Origin of the sequence: Baekduia sp. (assembly GCF_035996765.1) — a bacterium.
In the GTDB taxonomy this organism is placed as follows: Bacteria; Actinomycetota; Thermoleophilia; order Solirubrobacterales; family Solirubrobacteraceae; genus Baekduia.
In genome coordinates, this window is record NZ_DASYJG010000024.1 from 1 (window position 1) to 20201 (window position 20201).

General features: G+C 71.0%; 23 protein-coding genes. 8 read left to right on the forward strand and 15 right to left on the reverse strand.

Annotated features, from left to right (window positions below):
• Both VGO10_RS04875 and VGO10_RS04880 read left to right on the forward strand, forming a co-directional pair.
• Window positions 1-2239, forward strand: a 2239-nt coding sequence (locus tag VGO10_RS04875; protein WP_327465744.1) for an NAD-glutamate dehydrogenase domain-containing protein, incomplete at its 5' end; no start/stop codon positions are given.
• Window positions 2236-2787: an NUDIX hydrolase gene (locus VGO10_RS04880; protein WP_327465746.1), complete on the forward strand. Its 552-nt coding sequence runs from the start codon at window positions 2236-2238 to the stop codon at window positions 2785-2787. The genes VGO10_RS04875 and VGO10_RS04880, both read left to right, overlap by 4 nt.
• Here the strand turns inward: VGO10_RS04880 and VGO10_RS04885 are convergent.
• Window positions 2784-3689, reverse strand: coding sequence for a diguanylate cyclase (locus tag VGO10_RS04885; protein WP_327465748.1), 906 nt, complete (start codon window positions 3687-3689; stop codon window positions 2784-2786). The genes VGO10_RS04880 and VGO10_RS04885 overlap by 4 nt on opposite strands.
• Before the next feature lie 103 nt (window positions 3690-3792).
• Window positions 3793-4356 (reverse strand): hypothetical protein, encoded by a 564-nt coding sequence (locus VGO10_RS04890; protein ID WP_327465750.1) that lies wholly within the window; start codon window positions 4354-4356, stop codon window positions 3793-3795.
• Between the two features lie 82 nt (window positions 4357-4438).
• Between VGO10_RS04890 and mobA the strand changes: the two genes are divergently transcribed.
• On the forward strand, window positions 4439-5062 hold the full coding sequence (mobA, locus tag VGO10_RS04895) for a molybdenum cofactor guanylyltransferase (protein ID WP_327465752.1): 624 nt from the start codon (window positions 4439-4441) through the stop codon (window positions 5060-5062).
• Here the strand turns inward: mobA and VGO10_RS04900 are convergent.
• The gene (locus VGO10_RS04900; protein ID WP_327465754.1) at window positions 5059-5661 is read right to left on the reverse strand and encodes a PilZ domain-containing protein; all 603 of its coding nucleotides are present in this window, start codon (window positions 5659-5661) and stop codon (window positions 5059-5061) included. The two genes, mobA and VGO10_RS04900, sit on opposite strands and share 4 nt — an antisense overlap.
• A 31-nt stretch (window positions 5662-5692) precedes the next feature.
• Entirely contained in the window at window positions 5693-6688 is a 996-nt protein-coding gene (gene moaA, locus VGO10_RS04905; RefSeq protein WP_327465756.1) for a GTP 3',8-cyclase MoaA, read from the reverse strand.
• Between the two features lie 23 nt (window positions 6689-6711).
• Between moaA and VGO10_RS04910 the strand changes: the two genes are divergently transcribed.
• A complete protein-coding gene (locus VGO10_RS04910; protein WP_327465758.1) occupies window positions 6712-7224 on the forward strand; it encodes a hypothetical protein in 513 nt (170 codons plus the stop codon).
• Window positions 7225-7262: 38 nt separating this feature from the next.
• On the opposite strand, the gene VGO10_RS04915 is transcribed toward VGO10_RS04910, so the two are convergent.
• The 6 genes from VGO10_RS04915 to VGO10_RS04940 form a co-directional block, all read right to left on the reverse strand.
• Window positions 7263-8312 carry an NAD(P)-dependent alcohol dehydrogenase gene (locus VGO10_RS04915; RefSeq protein ID WP_327465760.1) on the reverse strand — a complete coding sequence of 350 codons (1050 nt, stop codon included), beginning with the start codon at window positions 8310-8312 and terminating at the stop codon, window positions 7263-7265.
• An 11-nt stretch (window positions 8313-8323) separates the two neighbouring features.
• A complete protein-coding gene (locus VGO10_RS04920; RefSeq protein WP_327465762.1) occupies window positions 8324-8890 on the reverse strand; it encodes a uracil-DNA glycosylase in 567 nt (188 codons plus the stop codon).
• Window positions 8891-8927: 37 nt separating this feature from the next.
• A complete protein-coding gene (locus VGO10_RS04925) occupies window positions 8928-9698 on the reverse strand; it encodes an LLM class flavin-dependent oxidoreductase (RefSeq protein WP_327465764.1) in 771 nt (256 codons plus the stop codon).
• 423 nt (window positions 9699-10121) lie between these two features.
• Entirely contained in the window at window positions 10122-10274 is a 153-nt protein-coding gene (locus VGO10_RS04930) for a hypothetical protein (RefSeq protein ID WP_327465766.1), read from the reverse strand.
• Entirely contained in the window at window positions 10271-11218 is a 948-nt protein-coding gene (locus VGO10_RS04935) for a GTP-binding protein (protein ID WP_327465768.1), read from the reverse strand. Before VGO10_RS04935 ends, VGO10_RS04930 begins: the two co-directional genes overlap by 4 nt.
• A complete protein-coding gene (locus VGO10_RS04940) occupies window positions 11215-13197 on the reverse strand; it encodes a protein meaA (RefSeq protein WP_327465770.1) in 1983 nt (660 codons plus the stop codon). The genes VGO10_RS04935 and VGO10_RS04940 overlap by 4 nt, the downstream gene beginning before the upstream one ends.
• Before the next feature lie 90 nt (window positions 13198-13287).
• On the opposite strand from VGO10_RS04940, the gene VGO10_RS04945 reads away from it, so the two are divergent.
• Genes VGO10_RS04945 through VGO10_RS04960 form a run of 4 tightly spaced genes read left to right on the forward strand, consistent with a single transcriptional unit; the run spans window position 13288 to window position 16063 of the window.
• Window positions 13288-14124, forward strand: a complete 837-nt coding sequence (locus VGO10_RS04945; protein ID WP_327465772.1) for a class I SAM-dependent methyltransferase — start codon at window positions 13288-13290, stop codon at window positions 14122-14124.
• Complete coding sequence (locus VGO10_RS04950) at window positions 14121-14957, forward strand: MBL fold metallo-hydrolase (protein ID WP_327465774.1); 837 nt, start codon at window positions 14121-14123, stop codon at window positions 14955-14957. Before VGO10_RS04945 ends, VGO10_RS04950 begins: the two co-directional genes overlap by 4 nt.
• On the forward strand, window positions 14954-15241 hold the full coding sequence (locus tag VGO10_RS04955; RefSeq protein ID WP_327465776.1) for an ATP-dependent Clp protease adaptor ClpS: 288 nt from the start codon (window positions 14954-14956) through the stop codon (window positions 15239-15241). The genes VGO10_RS04950 and VGO10_RS04955 overlap by 4 nt, the downstream gene beginning before the upstream one ends.
• 51 nt (window positions 15242-15292) lie before the next feature.
• Window positions 15293-16063, forward strand: coding sequence for a SigB/SigF/SigG family RNA polymerase sigma factor (locus VGO10_RS04960; protein WP_327465778.1), 771 nt, complete (start codon window positions 15293-15295; stop codon window positions 16061-16063).
• Here VGO10_RS04960 and VGO10_RS04965 read toward each other — a convergent pair.
• The 5 genes from VGO10_RS04965 to VGO10_RS04985 all read right to left on the reverse strand — a co-directional run.
• Window positions 16060-16605, reverse strand: a complete 546-nt coding sequence (locus tag VGO10_RS04965; protein ID WP_327465780.1) for a hypothetical protein — start codon at window positions 16603-16605, stop codon at window positions 16060-16062. The two genes, VGO10_RS04960 and VGO10_RS04965, sit on opposite strands and share 4 nt — an antisense overlap.
• Before the next feature lie 63 nt (window positions 16606-16668).
• The gene (locus VGO10_RS04970) at window positions 16669-17025 is read right to left on the reverse strand and encodes a hypothetical protein (protein ID WP_327465782.1); all 357 of its coding nucleotides are present in this window, start codon (window positions 17023-17025) and stop codon (window positions 16669-16671) included.
• Window positions 17026-17028: 3 nt separating this feature from the next.
• A complete protein-coding gene (gene ccrA / locus VGO10_RS04975) occupies window positions 17029-18282 on the reverse strand; it encodes a crotonyl-CoA carboxylase/reductase (protein WP_327465784.1) in 1254 nt (417 codons plus the stop codon).
• 109 nt (window positions 18283-18391) lie between these two features.
• Entirely contained in the window at window positions 18392-19327 is a 936-nt protein-coding gene (locus VGO10_RS04980) for a magnesium transporter CorA family protein (RefSeq protein ID WP_327465785.1), read from the reverse strand.
• A 34-nt stretch (window positions 19328-19361) separates the two neighbouring features.
• Window positions 19362-20201, reverse strand: an 840-nt coding sequence (locus VGO10_RS04985) for an MFS transporter (RefSeq protein WP_327465786.1), incomplete at its 5' end; no start/stop codon positions are given.

Below are 20201 nucleotides of genomic sequence, written 5' to 3' on the forward strand. Positions count from 1 at the left end.
CCGCTACTCGACGCTGATCCGCGGGATGCTCGACGTCACCGACAACATCGTCGCCGGCGAGGTCGTGCGGCCCGAGGGCGTGCGCGCCTTCGACGAGGACGATCCGTACCTCGTCGTCGCCGCCGACAAGGGGACGGCTGCCCTCTCGGACACGGCGAACGCGATCGCCTTCGAGTACGGCTTCTGGCTGGGAGACGCGTTCGCGTCGGGTGGCTCGACCGGCTACGACCACAAGGCGCTCGGGATCACGGCACGCGGCGCATGGGAGAGCGTACGGCGTCACTTCCGCGAGCTCGGACACGACACCGAGCGCAAGCCCTTCACGGTCGTGGGAATCGGCGACATGTCCGGCGACGTCTTCGGCAACGGGATGCTGCGCTCGGATCAGATCCGCCTGGTCGGGGCGTTCGATCATCGCAACGTCTTCCTCGATCCGTCGCCGGACACCGCGCGCTCGTTCGTCGAGCGCCAGCGGCTCTTCGAGCTCGGCGCCGCGGGCTCCTGGGCCGAGTACGACCCGAGCGTGCTCTCGCCGGGAGGCGGGATCTTCTCGCGCAGCGCCAAGTCGATCGAGCTGACCGAGCAGGTGCGTGCCGCGCTCGGGGTGAACGCGCTCACGCTGACGCCGGCCGAGGTCTGCCAGGCGATCCTGCGCGCGCCCGTCGACCTGCTCTGGAACGGCGGCATCGGCACGGTCGTCAAGGCGGCGACCGAGAGCGATGCCGACGCGCTGGACCGGTCAAGCGACGCGATCCGCGTCGACGGCCACGAGGTCCGGGCGCGCGTCGTGGGGGAGGGCGGCAACCTCGGCTTCACCCACCGCGCGCGCATCGAGTACGCGAGCATCGGGGGCCACGGCGGCGAGGGCGGGCTCATCAACGCCGACTTCCTCGACAACTCGGCGGGCGTCGACTGCTCCGACCACGAGGTCAACCTGAAGATCCTGCTCGACCTCGCCGTGCGCCGCGGCGAGCTGCGCCATGAGGAGCGCGATGACCTGCTCGCCGAGGTCACCGACGATGTTGTCGCACACGTGTTGTATGACTCGTTCCTGCAGGCGCAGATCCTCTCCCAGGAGGTGCGTTCGAGCGCCACGCGCGTCTTCGCCTACGAGGATCTGATGGCCGCGCTGGAGAACGCCCGGATCCTGCGCCGGCGCGACGAGGCGCTGCCGACCACCGACGAGATGGCCGAGCGTCGCCGCGGCGGCCGCGGCCTCGTGCGTCCGGAGCTGGCCGTGCTGGTCGCGTACGCCAAGCGGCTGCTGACCGACGCGCTGCTGGAGTCCGACCTGCCCGACGAGACGGCCTTCGATCACGACGTCCGCACCTACTTCCCGCGGCCCGTCGTCGCACGCTTCGGCCACCTGATCGCCGAGCACCCGCTGCGCCGGGAGCTGATCGCCACGCTGGCGGCCAACGACGTCGTCGACGCGCTCGGCCCGACCTTCGTCTCCGGCCTGAGCGGCGAGCTCGGCGCCGAGCCGGCCGAGGTCGTGCGCGCCTTCCGGATCGCTCGTGAGGTCACGGGCGCGACCCAACGCTGGCTGGAGATCGAGGGCCAGGTCGCGACGATCGACGCCGACGCCGCGTGGCGGCTGCTCGACGGGGTCGACGACCTCGTGGCCGGCGTTGCCCGCTGGTACCTGCTCCATACCGGACCCCACCCACCCGCCGACGTCGAGCAGACGGTCGCGGCTGCCGGCGACGCGTTCGTCACGCTGGCCGAGGCGATGCCGGGGCTGCGCTCGGACGCCTGGCGCGAGGAGCACGAGGCGCTGGCCGTCGAGCTGATCGACGCCGGCGTGCCCGACGAGATCGCGCACCGCCACGCCTTCCAGCGCGCGCTGCGCCACGGGCCCGACATCATCGCCGTCGCCCAGGCCACCGACCGCGACGTTGTGGACGTGGCGCGTGCGTTCTTCGACCTCGGCGAGCGCCTCGGCCTGGAGTGGCTGGAGCAGGAGGTGCTGGCGCTGCCGGCCACGACCCGTGTCCAGCGCTGGGCCCAGCAGGCCCTGCTCGACGACGTGCTCGACGCGCGCCGCGTGCTGGCTGAGAAGGCGCTGGAGGAATCGCCAGACGCCGAGCCCGCCGCGGCCGTCGACGCGTTCCTGGAGGCCCGGGAGGCGCCGCGGCGGCGGCTCTCGTCGGTCGCACGCGCGCTGCGGGCCGAGGGCGACGGTGAGCTCGCGGGGCTGACGCTCGCGATCCGCCACCTGCGCGGGCTGGCCGGATGAGCGACGCCTCCGACGAGGGGCGCCTGCGCGTGACGGCGTCACGCGTCGTCTACGAGAACCGCTGGATGCGGCTGCGCGAGGACGCGACGCTGCTCCCGGACGGGACGCCGGGGATCTACGCGGTGGTCGAGAAGGCGCCGGCGGCGGTGATCATCCCGCGTGCCGACGACCACGTCTGGCTGGTCGAGCAGTATCGCCACCCGGTCGGCGAGCGCTTCTGGGAGCTTCCGCAAGGCGCATGGGACGACCGGCCCGACGCCCCGGCCGAGGAGCTTGCACGGGGTGAGCTCGCCGAGGAGACCGGCCTGCGCGCCGGTTGCATGGAGCGCCTGGGTCGGATGTTCTTCGCCTATGGCATCTCCGACCAGCGCTTCGACGTCTGGCTGGCGACCGAGCTGACCGAGGGCGAGCAGGCGCTGGAGGAGACCGAGCAGGGCCTGCGGGTCGGGCGCTTCGCGGTCACCGACGTCGAGGCGATGATCCGCGACGGCCGCATCGCCGACGCGGCGACGATCGCGGCGCTGAGCCTGGCCCGGATGCGGTCCTAAGCCGCTTCGCGCAACCGCTCGCCGGCGGCGACGACGCGGTTGCGACCGTCGGCCTTGGCGGCGTAAAGCGCGACGTCGGCGCGGCCCACGAGCGCCTCGCCGGTCTCCTCGCCGGTCCACGGCGCCCAGCCGAAGCTGGCGGAGACGTAGAGCTCGAGCAGGCCGTGGACGTTGATCGGCCGGTCGGCGATCGAGGCGCGCAGGCGCTCGCAGACGATGGTCGCGTCCGGCGAGTCGGGCAACAGCAGCAGGAACTCCTCGCCGCCCCAGCGCGCGGCGACGTCCTCTTCCCGAAGGCCGGCGGTCAGCCGCACGGCGACCTCGCGCAGGACCGCGTCCCCGGCCGCGTGGCCGTGAGCGTCGTTGACGGACTTGAAGCGGTCGATGTCGACGAGCACGGCGCACATCGCGCGGTTGTGGCGACGGGAGCTGGCAATCGTCGAGCGCAGCACGTCGTCGGCGTGGCGGCGGTTGGCCAGGCCGGTGAGGACGTCGGTGCGGGCGAGCTGCTCGAGCTCGGCGTTGCGGCGGGCGAGCTCGTCGTGCAGCGCACGCAGGCGCAGCGCCGTGCGGATGCGGGCGACCAGCTCAACGGGGTCGACGGGCTTGCGGACGTAGTCGTGCGCGCCGCGCTCCAGCCCTTCGGCGAGGTCGCGCGCGTCGGTGTGGCCGGTCACGAAGACGATCGGCATGTCGGCGGTGCGCGGGTCGGCGCGCAGCGCGTCCAGGACGGCCATGCCGTCCAGCCCCTCCATCTCGCGGGCCATCAGCAGCACCGACGGGATCTCGGCCTGCGCGAGGCGCAGCGCGGTCTCGCCGTCGCCGGCCTCCAACACGGTCCAGCCGTGGCCGCGCAGGACGTCGCCGAGCATCCGCCGCAGCAGGGCGGAGTCTTCGGCCACGAGGATGCGCTCCGATGGACCCACATCTCGGTTGTTCGGCACCACACCCCTCCATCTGGAGGGTTTTCGTCCCCCTATCGGGGGATGGTCTATTCAGCCTGGCTCAGTGGCGGTCTTCCGCCGCAGCGGGCGGGCGCGACTCTTCGGCCAGCGAGGTGATCGTGAGATGGCCGCGGGCGGCCTCCTCGAGCACCTCGGTGGCCTCCTCGACCGACCGGCCGTAGAGCTCGACGAGCAGGTGCACCACGATGCGGTTGCCCTCCTCGTGCTTGTGGAAGCGGACATGGGTGAAGAACTCGCGCGTGCCGTGGTCGCCGAAGGCGGCGAACGACAGCGCGTCGCCCGCTTCGGGGCCCGAGCAGGTCTCGACATCGTCGGCGTCGACCGTGACCGTGCAGGACGCGACCCACGGCGTGCCGGCGATCATGCGCTCCCAGCGGTCCTCGACGGCCTCGACGCGGCCGTTGGCGAAGGTCAGGTGCGGCTGGTCGTGCATGCACTCCAGGCACTGCACGACCGCCTCTTGGATCTCGTCGACGACGTCGGCGCGCTCGCCGGTCGCCGGGTCGATCCGGTGGATGCCCTCGTAATGCACCTGGACCTCGAGATCCTGCGACCAGCAGCGGTAGCAGCGCAGCCAGGGGTGTCCGCCCATCAGGTCTCCCATGACCCGCCAGGATAAGGCGTCGGCCGCCGCCGGCGCGGGGAGTCGTGACCCGGCCCCCACCCACCCCCGGTATGGTCGCGCCATGGCGGCCGCCCTGAACCACGGCCCTCCCGTCGGCGTGGTCCTGGCCGGCGGCCTCGGTCGGCGCCTGGGCGGCGACAAGGCGATCGTGGAGCTGGAGGGTCGCGCGCTGCTGCTCTATCCGCTCGAGGCGCTGCACGAGCTCTGTGACGACGTCGCCGTGGTCGCCAAGCGCGACACGGTGCTGCCGCCGCTGGCCGGCGCCGCGGAGCTGTGGATCGAGCCCGACGAGCCGCGCCATCCGCTGGTGGGCGTCGCGCACGCGCTGCGGCTCGCGGCCGGCCGTTCGATCCTGGTCGTGGCCGTCGATCTGCCGCTGATGGACGCCGCGACGCTGCGGCTGATCGCCCAGGCGGAGCGCGATGACGCGGCGGTCGTCGTGCCGCGCGTCCACGGGCGGTTGCAGCCGCTCTGCGCGCTCTACACGCCGCGGGCGCTCCCGGGCCTCGAAGCGTTCGATCCTGGTGGGAGGGCGACCGACATCGTCGAAGGCCTGGGGATCTGCGAGGTCCAGCCGCCGGACCCGTCGGCGTTCTACAACGTCAACCGGCCCGAGGACCTGCTGCAGGTGTCGGTCTTGCTTAAAGGCGCGGGCACGAGCTCGTCGGCGCCGCCGCCGAGCTAACACTCAGCGAGCGCTTGTGCGCCCGCGATGAGCTCGCGCTGACGCTGCGCGACGTAGTGCGAGAGCTGGCGCTCGGCGCGGCCCTGGAGGTCGGCGAAGAGGATGCCGCGGGCGCCCTCTGAGGTGCCGCGCACGACGCGGCCGTCGCCGGCGATGGTGATCGCGCCGAGATCGAGGGCGAAGCGCACGGTGTCGTCGAGTGCGAGCGTGTCGGCCGGCGCGACGAGCATGCCGCCGACCGACACGTCGAGCGTGCGCGTCGTCAGGCGCTTGTCGGGCGCGATGACCGCGGTCGACAGCTCGCACGGCACGCGGACGAACTGACGGCGCTGGACCTTCATCGGATCCCCGACGGGGTGCAGGCGCAGCGTGTCGGCCGGGCCGTCGACGAGGACGCCGCGGCGGTGCGCGGCGCCGATGCGCGTCTTCCAGGAGATCGTGGCGCCGCACCAGCGCAGCTGCGCGGGGAGCGTCAGCGGGGTGTCGAGCGGACCGAGGTCGACGTGCTCGAGGCCGACGGAGGCGACGCGGGCGATCAGCTGCCAACCACCGTCGAGGGTGATGTCGACCGGTTGGTCGGGCTCGAGGAGCACCTCCACATCACCGTGATCGGCCGGCGCCGACGGGTCTTTAGCCGCCGATGGCGGACATCGTCCGGGCCGGCTGGACGAACCCCGGATCGTTGACGCGGTGCTTGAGTTCCTTGGCCCAGACGGCGTCGCGGATCAGCTGCTCGAGGTCGTCGTCGGTCGCGCCCGCGCGCAGCGGGCCGCGCAGGTCGGTCTCGTGGAGGCTGAAGAGGCAGGTTCGCAGGCGGCCGTCGGCGGTCAGGCGCAGGCGGTTGCAGTCGTCGCAGAACGGCTCGGAGACGGGGTTGATGAAGCCGATCTGGCCCTGACCGTCGGCGAAGCGGTGCACGCGCGCGGTGGCGTGCGGGTCGCGTTGCGCGGGCTCGAGCGGGTAGGCGGCGTGGATCGCGGCGCGGATCTCGGCACCCGTCAGCACCTGCTCGGGCTTCCATGTGCGATCGCCGTCGAGCGGCATGTACTCGATGAAGCGCACCTCGTAGGGGTGCTCGCGCGCGAACCGTGCGAAGGGGAGCACCTCCTGCTCGGTGAAGCCGCGGATCGCGACGGCGTTGACCTTGATCGGATGCGCCTCGGGAAACGCGGCGAGGTGCTCCAGGCCCGCGAGCACGCGGGGCAACGCGTCGCGGCGCGTCTGGGCGTAGAAGCGGTCGCGCTGCAGCGAATCGACCGAGATGTTGAAGCGGTCGATGCCGGCGGCGACCAGCGCGGCGGCGTCGCGCTCCAGCAGGAAGCCGTTGGTGGTGACGCTGACCTCGTCGAGGCCGTCGACGGCCGTCAGGAGCGCGGCGAGCTTGGGGAAGTCGCGGCGCACGAGCGGCTCGCCGCCGGTCAAGCGCAGCGTCTGCACGCCCATCTGCGCCATCACCGCGACGAGGCGCTCGATCTCCTCGAAGCGCAGGACCTCGGCGCGCTGGAGCCACGGCAGGCCCTCGGCCGGCATGCAGTACTGACAGCGGAAGTTGCAGCGGTCGGTGACCGAGACCCGCAGATCGGAGATCCGGCGGCCGTGCCCATCCTGCAACGGATCGCGCCCCATCGCCTTGAGGGTACCCTGCCGCGGTGCCCCGCCGATGGATCTCCGCCGCGCCGCTGGCCGCGCTTGCGCTCGCCCTGACCATTGCCGGCTGCGGCGCCGATGAGGAGGGCGGAGGCGGCGGTGGGCTGCCGGCCGACCAGCAGGTCCGGGCGGTCGTCGCGCGCTTCGGGGTGGCGACGCGCGCGAAGGACTACCAGGAGATCTGCGACAACTTGCTCTCCGACGACCTCGTCAACAAGGTCGAGGCCATCGGCCTGCCGTGCGAGTCGGCGTTGCAGCGTGGCCTGAGCGGCGTGCGCAACCCGACGCTGGCGATCGACCAGGTGTCGATCAGCGGCAGCCGCGCGCTGGTGAGCATCCATACCACGGCCACCGGTGAGGCGCCGTCCAACGACGCGCTGCAGGTCGTGCGCGAGAACGGCGAGTGGAAGATCGCGTCGCTGGCGGCGCCCAACGATCAGCGGACCAAGACGCAGACGACGCCGACGGTCACCACGCCGCGGCCGGCGACCAAGACCACCGACAACGGGAAGTAGGTCTCGCCGCCTGCCTCCGGCGGCCCGCCGGCGCGCGCTCAGCTCGCGAGCGTCGCGGTATCGATGACGAAGCGGTAGCGCACGTCGCTGCCGGTCACGCGCGGGTAGGCGGCGTTGACCTCGTTGGCGCCGATCAGCTCGATCGCGGGCGCGACCCCGTGCTGCGCGCAGAAGTCGAGCATCTCCTGGGTCTCCGGCAACCCACCGACGTTGGAGCCGGCGTAGATGCGGTTGCGGCCGATGAGCGAGCCGGCGTGGACCTTGTCGGGCTCGACCGGCAGGCCGACCGAGACCATCGCCCCGCCCGGCTTGAGCAGGCCGAGGTAGGCGTCGAGCGGGAGGTTGGCCGAGACCGTGTTGACGATCAGGTCGAAGCGGCCGCGCAGGGCCTTGAACGTGGCCTTGTCGCTGGTCGCGTGGTAGTCGGTGGCGCCGAAGCGGCGGCCATCTTCTTCCTTGGAGAGCGTCTGGCTGAGCACGGTGACCTCGGCGCCGAGCGCGGCGGCGAGCTGGACGCCGACGTGGCCCAGGCCACCCATGCCGACGATCGCGACCTGCTTGCCGGGTCCCGCGCCCCAGCGCTTGAGCGGGCTGTACATGGTGATGCCGGCGCAGAGCAGCGGCGCGGCGACATCGAGCCCCAGCGCGTCGGGGATCTTCACGACGAAGCGCTCGGTGACCACGATGTGCTCGCTGTAGCCGCCGTAGGTCGGCTCGCCGTCGTAGTCCTTGGCGTTGTAGGTCGCGATGACGCCCTTGGTGCAGAACTGCTCCTCGCCGTCGAGGCAGTACATGCAGGCGCCGCAGGAGTCGACGAAGCAGCCCACACCGACGCGGTCGCCGGGTACGAAGCGCGTCACGCCCGATCCGACCGCCGACACGATCCCCGCGATCTCGTGGCCGGGAACCATCGGGAACAGGCCGCGGCCCCAGTCGCCCTCGACCTGATGGATGTCTGAGTGGCAGATCCCGCAGAACTTGATGTCGATCGCCACGTCCTGCTCGCCGAGCGCGCGACGCGCGATCGTCGTGGCCTCCAGCGGGGCCTTCGCGGAGGGAGCCTGCAGGGCGCGTGCGCTGGTCGTCATGTCTTGAAGTTCTACGCGAGTGCTCGCCCGAGCGCTTGGGCGTCGGCCACGAGCGTCGCGCGCAGCCCGCCGTTGTAGAGCGCCGCGGCAGGGTGGTAGAGCGGGAAGAGCCGGCGCCCGTCGGCTTCCAGGATGGTGCCGTGGACCTCGGCGATCTTGGCGTCGGGCGCGAAGCGTGCGAGCGCGTGGCGGCCCAAGGGCACCAACAACTGCGGCTTGATGATGTCGAGCTGTGTTTCGAGCCACGGCCAGTGGTGGGCGACCTCCGGAGCTTTCGGATCGCGGTTCTTCGGCGGTCGCGCTTTGACGACATTGGTGATGAAGACGTCGTCGCGGGCGATGCTCGCCTCCGCCAGGAGCGAGTCCAAGAACTTGCCTGCGGCGCCGACGAACGGCACGCCCGCGGCATCCTCCTTGGCCCCGGGCGCCTCGCCGACGATGACGATCGACGCGCTCGCGGGTCCTACGCCGGGAACCAGCTGCGTGCAGGTCTCGCAGACCTCGAAGCCGCAGTTGGCGCCCTTGTGGGCACGGATCTCGTCGGCCAGCTCCTCGAGCCGCGCCTCGCGGTCGCTCATGGGCGGCCCGCGACGCGGGTCGTCTGTCCGGCGGAGCTCATCCCTCGGGACCGGCCGCGATAGCGGCCCGCACGTCGGCGAGCTTGGGCTGGGCGCCGAAGCCGTCCAGGCACCAGGTCGCGCCGGCGGCGACCCACGGCGCCGGGTCGGTGCCGGGCGGGTTGGTGACGGCGAAGTCGAAGGGGCCGCTGATGTCGTCGTCGGCGCGCTGCTGTCCGACCTCGCCGGCCAGCTCGGCGAGCGCCTCCGGCCCGGGCAGGTCGATGGGGAAGAGGCCGTCCAGGCGCGCGGCGCGGCGGACCGGCCGGCGATACGGCCAGCGCGCGGCGGCCCAGATCGGGATCCGCGGCTGCTGGACCGGACGCGGCACGAACGTGCCGCTCCAGTAGTCCTCCAACTTGACGAGCGCCTCGTCGAGCAGCTGCGCCTGGGTGCGCGGATCGGCGACCTCGCCGAACGGCGCGAGCTCACCGTGGTTGTCGGAGCCGAGGCCGACGCCGAGCACGAGCCGGCCCTTGCTGAGCACGTCGAGCGTGGCGGTCTCGCGCGCGAGCTTGTGCGGGCGCCGGCGCGAGAGCGGCGTGACCAGCGGGCCCATGACGATCTTGTTGGTGGCCATCGCGATCGCAGCCATTGCGATCCACGGGTCCAGCACCGCGCTCGTCGGGTGGTAGACGATGTGGTCCCAGAGGAAGAAGCCATCCCAGCCGGCGGCCTCGGCGTCAGCGGCCAGCCCGGCGAGGAGGCGGGGGTCGGCCAGCTCGTCGAAGGGAGCGACGAAGAGCGCGCGACGGGCGGCGGCGGGCATGGGGCGGGACATTAGTGGGCGGGTCGGGGCGGGGCTGGTGTTCATTCCGGTGTTGGGCTGGTGGGCCTGGCGTGGCTTGGCGCGCAGTCCAGGCGTCGTGGCGGTGCGGCGCGTGGTCTGGCGCACCGAGGAGAGCGAGCGGAGCGGAGGTTCGCGACGCTCGGGTCGTCCGCGTCAGTTGTTGGGGTGGTCGATATAAACGACGATCAGTGTCGCTTGGATCGACCACCCCAACAACTCATCGGATCCGTGTCGAGCAATGGTTGTCATGGACCCTTTGCTCGACACGGATCCTCGGGCCCGGGCGTCTGCGGACGACCGCGAGCGTCGCGAACCTGCTACTCCGCTGGCTCTCCTCGGTGCCAACAGACCGCGTCGCGCGGCGCCAATTACGCGCGAACTGCTCGCCAGCCAGCGTCCGCGCTACGGCCGCCGCACGAGCACGAACACCAACGCCCCCGCAAACGCCATCTGCCCGAAGGTCAGCGCCGTCCCGAAGTTCGTCGCGCCGGCGATCTCGGCGATCAGGGTCGCCAGGATGAAGGCGGAGAGGATCACCGCGAGGTCGCGTTTCATAGCTGGGCCTCCAACACGGCGACCAATGATGGCTCGTCGGCCGCTGGATCGGATTCCGCCAACAGCTTGCCCGCCGCCCGCCGGCCACCCACGGCGCGCAGGCCGCGCTCGCCGTGCTCGACCAGGAAGTCCGCCAGCGCGCCGGAGCGGCGTGCGCGCACCCGCCGCGCCCCCAGGTCCACGCGCGAGCGGTGCTCGTCGAGCGCGGCGACCAGCTGGTCGATCCCCTGCACCGGGGAGACCGACGAGACCGCGACGACCTTCGTGTCCCGCGAGCCGGCGCTGCGCAGCGCCGCGTTGATGTCGCGCCGGGCGCGCATGGCGATGTCGCCGAGATCGGCCTTGGTGACCACCAGCACATCCGGGATCTCCATGATCCCGGACTTCAGGAACTGCAGGACGTCGCCGGATCCGGGTTGCACGATGACCGCCACCGTATCGGCCACCTCGCCGACCTCGGTCTCTGACTGCCCGACGCCCACGGTCTCGATGACCACGACGTCGAACGCTGCGGCCAGCGCCTGGGCCGCCGCGCGCGTGGCCGGGGCCAGGCCGCCGAGGCGATCGCCGGCCGCCGTGGAGCGGATGAAGAGCCCGCGGTCGTCGGGGTCAAAGGCGATCCGCGCGCGGTCGCCGAGCAGCGAGCCGCCGCTGCGCTTAGACGATGGGTCGACGGCCAGGACCGCGACCGAGCGGCCGTGCGCGCGCCACGTCCGGCAGAGCTCGCTCAACAACGATGACTTGCCTGCGCCCGGGGGGCCGGTGATGCCCACGACGTGCCCCGGCGCCTCGCGCCCCAGCGCACCCGGTGAGACCGCGCGCAGCATCGCGGCGATCTCCGGGCGATCGCGCGCCGCCCGGCTCTCCACGAGGTTGAGCACCGCCGGCGCCGCGCTCAGGTCCCCGTCGCGCAGTCGCGCGCCAAGGTCCCCGCCGTTGGTCACGCCTGCGCGGGCGTGGCGTATTTGGCCGCCACGAGCTCCACGATGTCGTGCATGATCGCGCCGAGATCGAAGTCCTTGGGCGTGTAGACCGCCGCGACGCCCGCGTCTTTCAGAGGCTGCACGTCGGCGGTCGGGATGATCCCGCCGACGACGACCGGCGCGTCGACGCCGCGCTCGCGCAGCGCTTCCACGACGCTCGGGATCAACTCCAGATGCGAGCCGCTGAGGATCGAGAGCCCGATGATGTGGACGCCCTCCTGCTCGGCCGACGCGGCGATCTGCGACGGCGTCAGGCGGATGCCTTCATAGACGACGTCCAGGCCGATGTCGCGAGCGCGCACGGCGATCTGCTCGGCGCCGTTGGAGTGGCCGTCCAGGCCGGGCTTGCCGACCAGGATCTTCGGCCGGCGGCCGATCGCCTCGGTGACGCGCTCGACCTCCTCGCGCAGCGCGCTCAGATCGGACTCGTCGCGGTCGCCCGCGGCGGCCTCACCGACGCCGGTCGGCGCGCGGAACTCGCCGAAGGTCTCGCGCAGCGCTGCGGACCACTCGCCGGTCGTCACCCCGGCCTTGGCGGCCGCGATCGTCGCGGGCATGATGTTCTCGTCGGTCTGCGCGACACGGCGCAGCTCCGCCAGCGCGGCCTCGGTCGCCTCACCGTCGCGCGACGCGCGCCAGGCGATCACCGCATCGCGCTGTTGGGCCTCGACCTTGGGATCGACCGTCATGATCCCGCCCTCCTCGTCGATGAGCGGCGACGGGTTGGACTCGGTGTACTTGTTCATGCCGACGACGATCTGCTCGCCGTGCTCGATGCGGCGGATGCGCTCGCGGTGGCTGTCGACCAGCGACCCCTTCATGTAGTCCACCGCCTTGACCGCGCCGCCGTGCTCGGCGACGACCGCCATCTCGGCGCGCGCGCCCTCCAGCAGCTCGGCGACCAGGCCGTCCATGACGACCGACCCTTCGAAGATGTCGGGGTACTCCAACATGTCGGTCTCAAACGCCATCACCTGCTGGATGCGCAAGGACCACTGCTGGTCCCACGGGCGCGGCAGGCCGAGCGCCTCGTTCCAGGCCGGCAGCTGGACGGCGCGGGCGCGCGCGTTGCGGCCCATCGTGACGGCCAAGGCCTCCAACACGATGCGCTGGACGTTGTTCTCCGGCTGGGCCTCGGTCAACCCCAAGGAGTTGACCTGCACGCCGTAGCGAAAGCGCAGCTGCTTGTCGTCCTCCACGCCGTAGCGCTCGCGGCCGAGCTCCTCCCACAGCACCGACATCGCGCGCAGCTTCGCGTGCTCCTCGATGAAGCGCACGCCCGCGTTGACGAAGAACGAGATGCGGCCGAAGACCTTGCCCATCAACTCGGCCGGCACGCGATCGCGGACCGCGTCGAGCACGGCGATGGCGTTGGCCATCGAGTAGGCGATCTCCTGCACCGGCGTCGCGCCGGCCTCCTGCAGGTGGTAGGAGCAGATGTTGATGGGGTTCCACTTCGGCACCTCGGTGACCGTGTAGGCCACCATGTCGGCGATGAGCCGCATTGATGGGCCGGGCGGGAACGCGTAGGTCCCGCGCGCCAGGAACTCCTTGATGATGTCGTTCTGCGTGGTGCCCTGAAGGGCGGAGGCTCCGACGCCGTTCTCCTCCGCGGTGCCGATGTACAGCGCCAGCATCCAGGCCGCCGTCGCGTTGATCGTCATCGACGTGTTCATCTCGCCGAGCGGGATGCCGTCCAGCAGCTGGTGCATGTCGCCCTTGTGGGCGACTGGCACGCCGACCTTGCCGACCTCGCCGCGCGCGAGCTCGTGATCGGCGTCGTAGCCGGTCTGGGTCGGCAGGTCGAACGCGATCGACAGACCGGTCTGGCCCTTGGCCAGGTTGGCCCGGTAGAGCTCGTTGGACTTCTTCGCGGTCGAGTGGCCCGCGTAGGTCCGCATCATCCACGGACGGTCGCGCTCGGCAAGCCGGTGTTCCATGGCTAGATCGTACTTGCGAAATGGTCGATCTGGGCCGACGCCCTGGTCCAAAAGGACCGCGGCCTCGACGGCTGGCTAGGCTCAGCCCCAGTGCCTGCGCCCCTGCTGGAACGTGCACGGATCTCGCTGCGGCTCCGTGCGCTCGACCTGCGCGATCGCGTCGGCGGGCGCGCCGACCCGCTCGTCCCCCCGCGGCGGATGCACTTCGTCGGCCACGCCGACTCCGACTTCGTCGCCACCGGCGATGAGTTCCTGGGCCACTTCCGGACGCTCGGTGGCCTGCAGCCCAGCGACCGCGTGCTGGACATCGGCTGCGGCATCGGCCGCATGGCGCGCCCGCTGACGGGCTTCCTCGGGGTGGGCGGGGGCGGGGTCTATGACGGCTTCGACGTCAATCCCGACGGCATCGCCTGGTGCGCGCAGCACTACGAGAGCGACCACCCCAACTTCACGTTCGTGGTCGCCGACCTCTTCAACTCGCGCTACAACCCCGCAGGCACGCAGTCGGCGGCGCAGTTCACGTTCCCCTACGCCGACGGGCGCTTTGACTTCGCGCTGGCGACCTCGGTCTTCACCCACCTGCTCGAAGGCGAGGCCGAGCGCTATCTCGCCGAGGCCGCCCGCACCCTGGCACTCGGCGGCCGCCTCTTCGCCACATGGTTCCTGCTCGACGACGGCTCACGCGCGGCGCTTGCCGCCGGCCGCGCCGCGCTGGCCTTCCCGGAGCCCGACGCTCACGTGAGCCTGCTGGATGAGGACGTGCCCGAGGAGGCGGTGGCCTTCGATCGCGCGTGGCTCACGGACGCGCTGCGGCCCCACGGCCTCACGCTCACCAGCGTGCACGAGGGCGGCTGGCGCGGGGAGCGCCGCAACGCGCCCAGCTTCCAGGACATCATCGTGGCGACCAAGTCAGGAGCATCGGCATGAGCATCCACCGCGAAATCGACGTCCACTTCCAGGGCGCCGAGCGCGCCGTGTGCACGCATGTCATCGACGGCTTTCTCATCGATCCGGGCCCCGAGTCGTCGGTCGACACGCTCTTGAACGCGCTCGGCGACGAGCAGCCGCGCGCCGTCCTGCTGACCCACATCCACCTCGACCACGCCGGTGCGGCGGGCGCGCTCGTGCAGCGCTGGCCCGACCTCGAGGTCTGGGTCCATCGCAACGGCGCCAAGCACGTCATCGATCCGTCGCGGCTGGTCGCGTCGGCCACGCGGATCTACGGCGACGCGATGGAGCGGCTCTGGGGCAAGATCATCCCGGTCGCGCAGGAGAACATCCGGATCCTCGATGACGAAGGATCGGCCCACGGATTGCGCTGGGCCTGGACACCCGGCCATGCGGTCCACCACGTGGCCTACCTCCACGAGGCCAGCGGCATCGCTTTCGCCGGCGACGCCGCTGGCGTGCGCATCGGCACGGGCCCGGTCTTCCCGCCAACCCCGCCACCGGACATCGACATCGAGGCCTGGCACCGCTCGATCGACCTGCTCGCCTCCTGGGAGCCCAGCGCGCTGGCGATCACGCACTTCGGCACGTTCAGCGACATCACGGCGCATCTGGAGTCCCTGCACGCCGAGCTCGATCGCTGGGCGCAAGTCGCCCGCCGCACCGACGAGGCGGGCTTCGAGGCCGAGATCCGCACCGCGCTGGCGACCGGCCCCGAGGAGCGCAGCTACCTCAAGGCGATGCCGCCGGACACGCTCTACGGCGGGCTGGCCCGCTACTGGCAAAAGCGCGATACTGCCTCGTCGACATGAGCCAGACCATTGAGCTACCCATCGCCGCAGGACCCGACGGCGCCCTCGGCGGCGCCTGGCGCGTGATCGTCTGCAACGACGATCACAACACGTTCGACCATGTCGCCGGGACGCTGGCCAAGCTCATCCCCGGCATTGACGTCAACCGCGGCTATGCGATCGCAGACCGCATCCACGCCTCCGGCCTGGCGATCGTGTGGACCGGCCACAAGGAGCTGGCCGAGCACTACTGGGACCAGCTGCGCGACGCGGGCCTGACGATGGCCCCGTTGGAACAAGCGTAAGCACGACGCCTTTCCCGCCGGATCTGCCCCGGCCGCTACGCTGCGCAGGCGATGGAGGATGCCGGGGGGCACATCGAGACCGTTGGGCGTGCTGCTCGCGAGCAGGAGCTGCTGCGCCGCTATCACCACGGCGGTGACACCCGGGCTCGCGACCAGCTGGCCGAGGAGATGCTCCCGCTGGCCCGCGCGCTGGCCGGCCGCTACGCCGGCCGCGGCGAGCCGATGGACGACCTCGTCCAGGTCGCCTGCGTCGGGATCATGAAGGCCATCGAGGGCTTCGACCTCACGCGCGAGGTCCGGTTCTCCTCCTACGCCACACCCACGGTGCTGGGGGAGATCAAGCGCCACTTCCGCGACCGGACGTGGGCGATGCGCGTGCCACGCGGCCTGCAGGAGCTCCAGCTCGAGGTCGCCAAGAAGCGCGATGAGCTGACCGGCTCGCTCGGCCGCTCACCGACCGTCCAGGAGCTGGCTGACGCGATCGAGGCGCCGTTCGAAGAGGTCCTGGCGACGATTCAGAGCGTCGGCGCCCGGCGCACGCGGTCGCTGGACGAGCCGACCGGTGAGGACATGACGCTGGCCGACTCGATCGGCGGGCGCGACGTCGAGCTCGAACGTGCCGAGATGCGCGTGCTGCTCGACGAGGCGATGGACGTCCTCAGCGACCGCGACCGCGAGGTGCTGCGCCTGCGCTTCGCCGACGACCTGACCCAGACCGAGATCTCCGACCGGATAGGCGTCTCCCAGATGCAGGTCTCCCGGATCATCCGCCAGTCGATCGCCAAGCTGCGCTTGGACATCGACAAGGCGCCGGCCGCCTAGCCGGCCTGGCTGCGGGTGTCGAAGACGTAGCTGTTGGCGGCCTCGTCGCGCTCCAGCAGCCAGATGGTGTCGAAGTCCGTGCCGTCCCAGTCGTTGGGCAGCGGGCCGCCGTCGGACCTGGTGACCGTCGTCGCGTAGCTGAGCTTCTGCAGCCACTTGACGAGCGAGTCGTGCTCCCAGCACACGACGAGCGTGCCGACGGCGGCGGCCCGCGTGATCGCGGCGAGGCGGTTCTCGGCGTCGCGCGGGCAGGGCGCGATCGGCACCGTCCCCAGCGCGGTGGCCAGCGGCGCGACCGTCTGGTACGGCCGGTGCTGCTCGGTCGGCGCGTCATCCTCGCCGGGGTCGTAGAACGGGACCAGGAAGCGCTCGGGCTCGGCGGCGGCGTCGGGCAGCAGCGCGCCCGGGCGCAGCGTGGTGACCAGGCGCTGGGCGCGCGCGAAGCCGGCCGGGTTGAGCCCGTGCTCGTGCTGGCGCTCCTTGCCGTCCGGACCGAGGTCCTTCTCGCCGTGGCGTAGGGCGACGATCAACTGAGGTGGCATCCCGCGAGCGTACGCCAACCGCGGAGCGCTGTGAAGCGCTCCGCGGCGGTGCGCGGGCGGCGGTTAGGCCGGGCGGAGGTCGGCCGCCGCCGCGTTCGCGTCGGCGTGCAGGACGCTGTCGTCCAGCCCGCCTTCGGCGACGAGATCGGCCCACGAGTACAGCAGCGGCACCTGGTAGAGGCTCTGGTTCTGAGCGCGGAAGCGCGAGAACTCCGGTCCGTACCAGAACTTCTCCCAGTCGCCCTTTTCCTCGAAGGCCGACATCTGCAGCAGCTTGTAGGCGTCGTCGCGGTTGCGGTGGACCGCGTAGGAGGTCGCGCCGTAGCGGAGCGCCACCGGGGCGATCTCGGCCAGCGCGGCCTCCAGCTTGTCACCGCGGAACACGGTCGCGTACCAAGGGACGTGCACGATGCCGGCCATCGGTCAGCCCACCTCTGCGTAGATCGCTCCGGGGCCGTCAGCGGTCTTGCCGAGGCCCTCCTTCTCGGCGCCGACCAAGATGGAGATCTTGCCGGCGTGCTTGTTGTCCTTCATCAGCTGATGGGCCTCGGCGACGCCGTCGTAGCCCAGCGTGCGCCAGAGGACGGGGCGCACGGCGCCCGACTCGATCAGCTCGTTGGCCTTCAGGCACTCGTACGCGTTGGCGAAGTGCGAGCCGATGATCTCCTTCTGCTTCATCCACAGGTACCGCACGTCGAAGTCGAGGTTGAAGCCTGTGGTGCCGGCGCAGATGACGACCTTGCCGAACGGCTTGACCGTCAGGACCGAGGTCGGGAACGTGGCGGCGCCGACGTGCTCGAAGACGATGTCGGGCGCGCCGCCGAGGATGTCGGAGACCGCCTTGCCGAAGCGGCGCGACTCCTTGAAGCGCGCCTTCTCCTCCTCAGGCGTCTCGCCGCCCTTGCGCATCATCCCCGCGAACTCGTTGCGGTTGATGAAGCCCTTCGCGCCCAGCGACTCGACGAGCTTGCCCTTCTCGTCGGAGTTGACCACGCCGACGCACTCCGCCCCGGCGGCCTTGCAGATCTGCGTGGCGAAGACGCCCAGGCCGCCGGCGGCGCCCCAGATCAGCACTTTCTGGCCAGCCTGCAGGTTGCAGCGGGTCATCAGCATGCGCCAGGCGGTGAAGTAGACGAGGCCGTAGGAGGCGGCCTCCTCCCAGGTCAGGTGCTTGGGCTTGGGCAGCAGCTGCTGGGCCTGGACCTTGGTGAACTGGGCGAAGGAGCCCCAGGTCGTCTCGTAGCCCCAGATCTTCTGCGAGGGGGCGGCCATCGGGTCGAGGCCGTGGACCTCAGGATCCTCGTAGGAGGCCTGGTTGCAGTGCAAGACGACCTCGTCGCCGGCCTTCCAGCGCGTGACGCCGGCGCCGACCTTCCAGACGACGCCGGAGGCGTCGGAACCGCCGATGTGGTGGCCGAACTCCGGGTGGTCGCCGTACTTCATGACCGAGACGGGCTTGCCGAGGGCGGCCCAGACGTTGTTGTAGTTGACGCCTGCCGCCATGACGCGCACGATGACCTCGAAGGCGCCGGGCTCGGGCACCTCGATGTCCTCGAGCTGGAACGCGTCCTTCGGCTCGCCGAAGCGCTCTTCGCGGATAACCCACGCGCTCATGCGCTCCGGCAGCGTGCCGGGCTCGGTGTCGACGGTGGCGACCTGCGTGACATCAACGGCCATGTTGTTGGAAAGACCCTCTGGAAGTCGGTGTTCGAATCGCGAGCGAAGCCGGGACGGTTCCCTGCGGGCCGGGACTTTACGGCAGATCGCCTCACGCGGGCGGCGGCGTTCAGTCGTCGCTGAGGAAGCCCGCGCGGCGGAAGTACCAGAGGAGGACCACCGCCGCCAGCAGCATCCCGCCCACGCCGTAGCCCCAGAAGGCCCACGGCGTGTTGGTGTGGCGCGTCAGGGTGCCGAAGTTCTGGCCGAAGAAGCCCGTGACGAACGTCAGGGGCAGGAAGATCGTGGCGACGACCGTGAGCTGCTTGGAGATCGCGTTGAGGCGGTTGGAGACCGTGCTCAGGTAGAGGTCCAGCGCGCCGGAGAGCAGGTCGCGGTAGGAGTCGATCAGCTCGGAGATCCGCACGAGGTGGTCGTAGACGTCGCGAAACCAGTCGCGCGCGTCGTCGGCCTCGAGGCCGGGCAGCCGGCCGAGCACGTCGCCGCCGCGGGCCAGGATGTCGCGCTGCGGCGTGGCGATCCGGCGCAGCTCGATGAGCCGGCGGCGCAGGCGGAAGAGCTCCTCACGCTGATCCTGGCTGGGCTTGAGCAGCATCCCGTCCATCAGCTCGTCGATGCGGTCGTCGACGCGGTCGAGGACGGGAAAGAACGAGTCGGTCAGCGCGTCCAGGACGCGGTAGATCGCCTCCTCCTCGGTCTTCGGCGGCTCCTTGCCGATACGGCTCTCGGCGTACTTGAAGATCTCGTGGCCCTCTTGGTGGACGGTGATCATCCACCCGCCGCTGACGTGAAAGTGCACCTCGACGGGCGTGCCGTCGGGGTCGACGCCGTAGAAGACCAGCAGCGCGGCGGTGTCGTAGTCGTCGAGCTTGGGCCGCTGGCCGAACTCCTGGGTGTCCTCGATGGCCAGCGGGTGCAAGCCGAACTTGTGGCCCATCTCGGCGATCTGCTCGCTGGAGCAGCCATGCAGCTTCAACCAGAAGAACTCGTTGCGCTCGAGGAGCTTTGGGATCTCGGGATCGTCGACTGCGTGAAGGACCTGCACCGCCGTAGCGTGACGACGGTGCAGGTCGGAACTGCTAGGCCAGGGCGGTTTCGGCCGCGGCGGCCAGCTCGGAGCCGCCGTCGCCGGTGCCGACCTCGGAGCTCTCGGCGTCGTGGACCGGCTGGCGCTTGGGGACGCCGGCCTCGATCAGCGTCCAGGCGGCGACGGCGCCGAGTACGGCGATCACCGAGGCAATCCGCAGGCCGTCGTTCAAGGCGTACAGGAAGGCGGTCTGGACGGCGTCATGGACCGCACCGGTCCCGCCCGTGGCACCCGCACCAAGGCCCTCGGCCAGACCGTGGCGCGCGGACTCCGGCAGCTGGGGCAGCGTCTCGTCGATCTTGCTGCGCCCGAGGCCCGTGATCAGCGCGCCCATCGCGGCGACGCCGAAGGTGCCGCCGACCATGCGGCTCATCGACAGCACGCCGGAGGCGACGCCGGCCTTGGTCGGGTCGACCGCGTTCATCGCCGCCGTGCTCATCGGCGACATCACCAGGCCCATGCCGAGGCCCATCAACACGAAGGCGCCCAACAGGTTGGTGTAGGGCGTGTCGACGGTCAGGTGGCCCTGCCAGAAGAGCGAGATCGCGTTGAGCAGCAGGCCGGCGGTCATCAGCGGTCGTGGGCCGATCTTGTCGCTCAGCCGGCCGGAGATCGGCCCGGCGATGATGATGACCAAGGTCATCGGCAGGAACCGGACGCCCGCCTGCAACGGCGTGTAGCCGCGGACGTTCTGCAGGTACAGCGCGAAGAAGAAGAAGGTCGCGAGCATCGCGAAGCTCACGATGAAGGCCACCAGGTTGGCCCCGACGAACGAGCGCGAGCGGAAGAACTGGAAGTTGACCATCGGCTCGACCACGCGGCGCTCGACGAT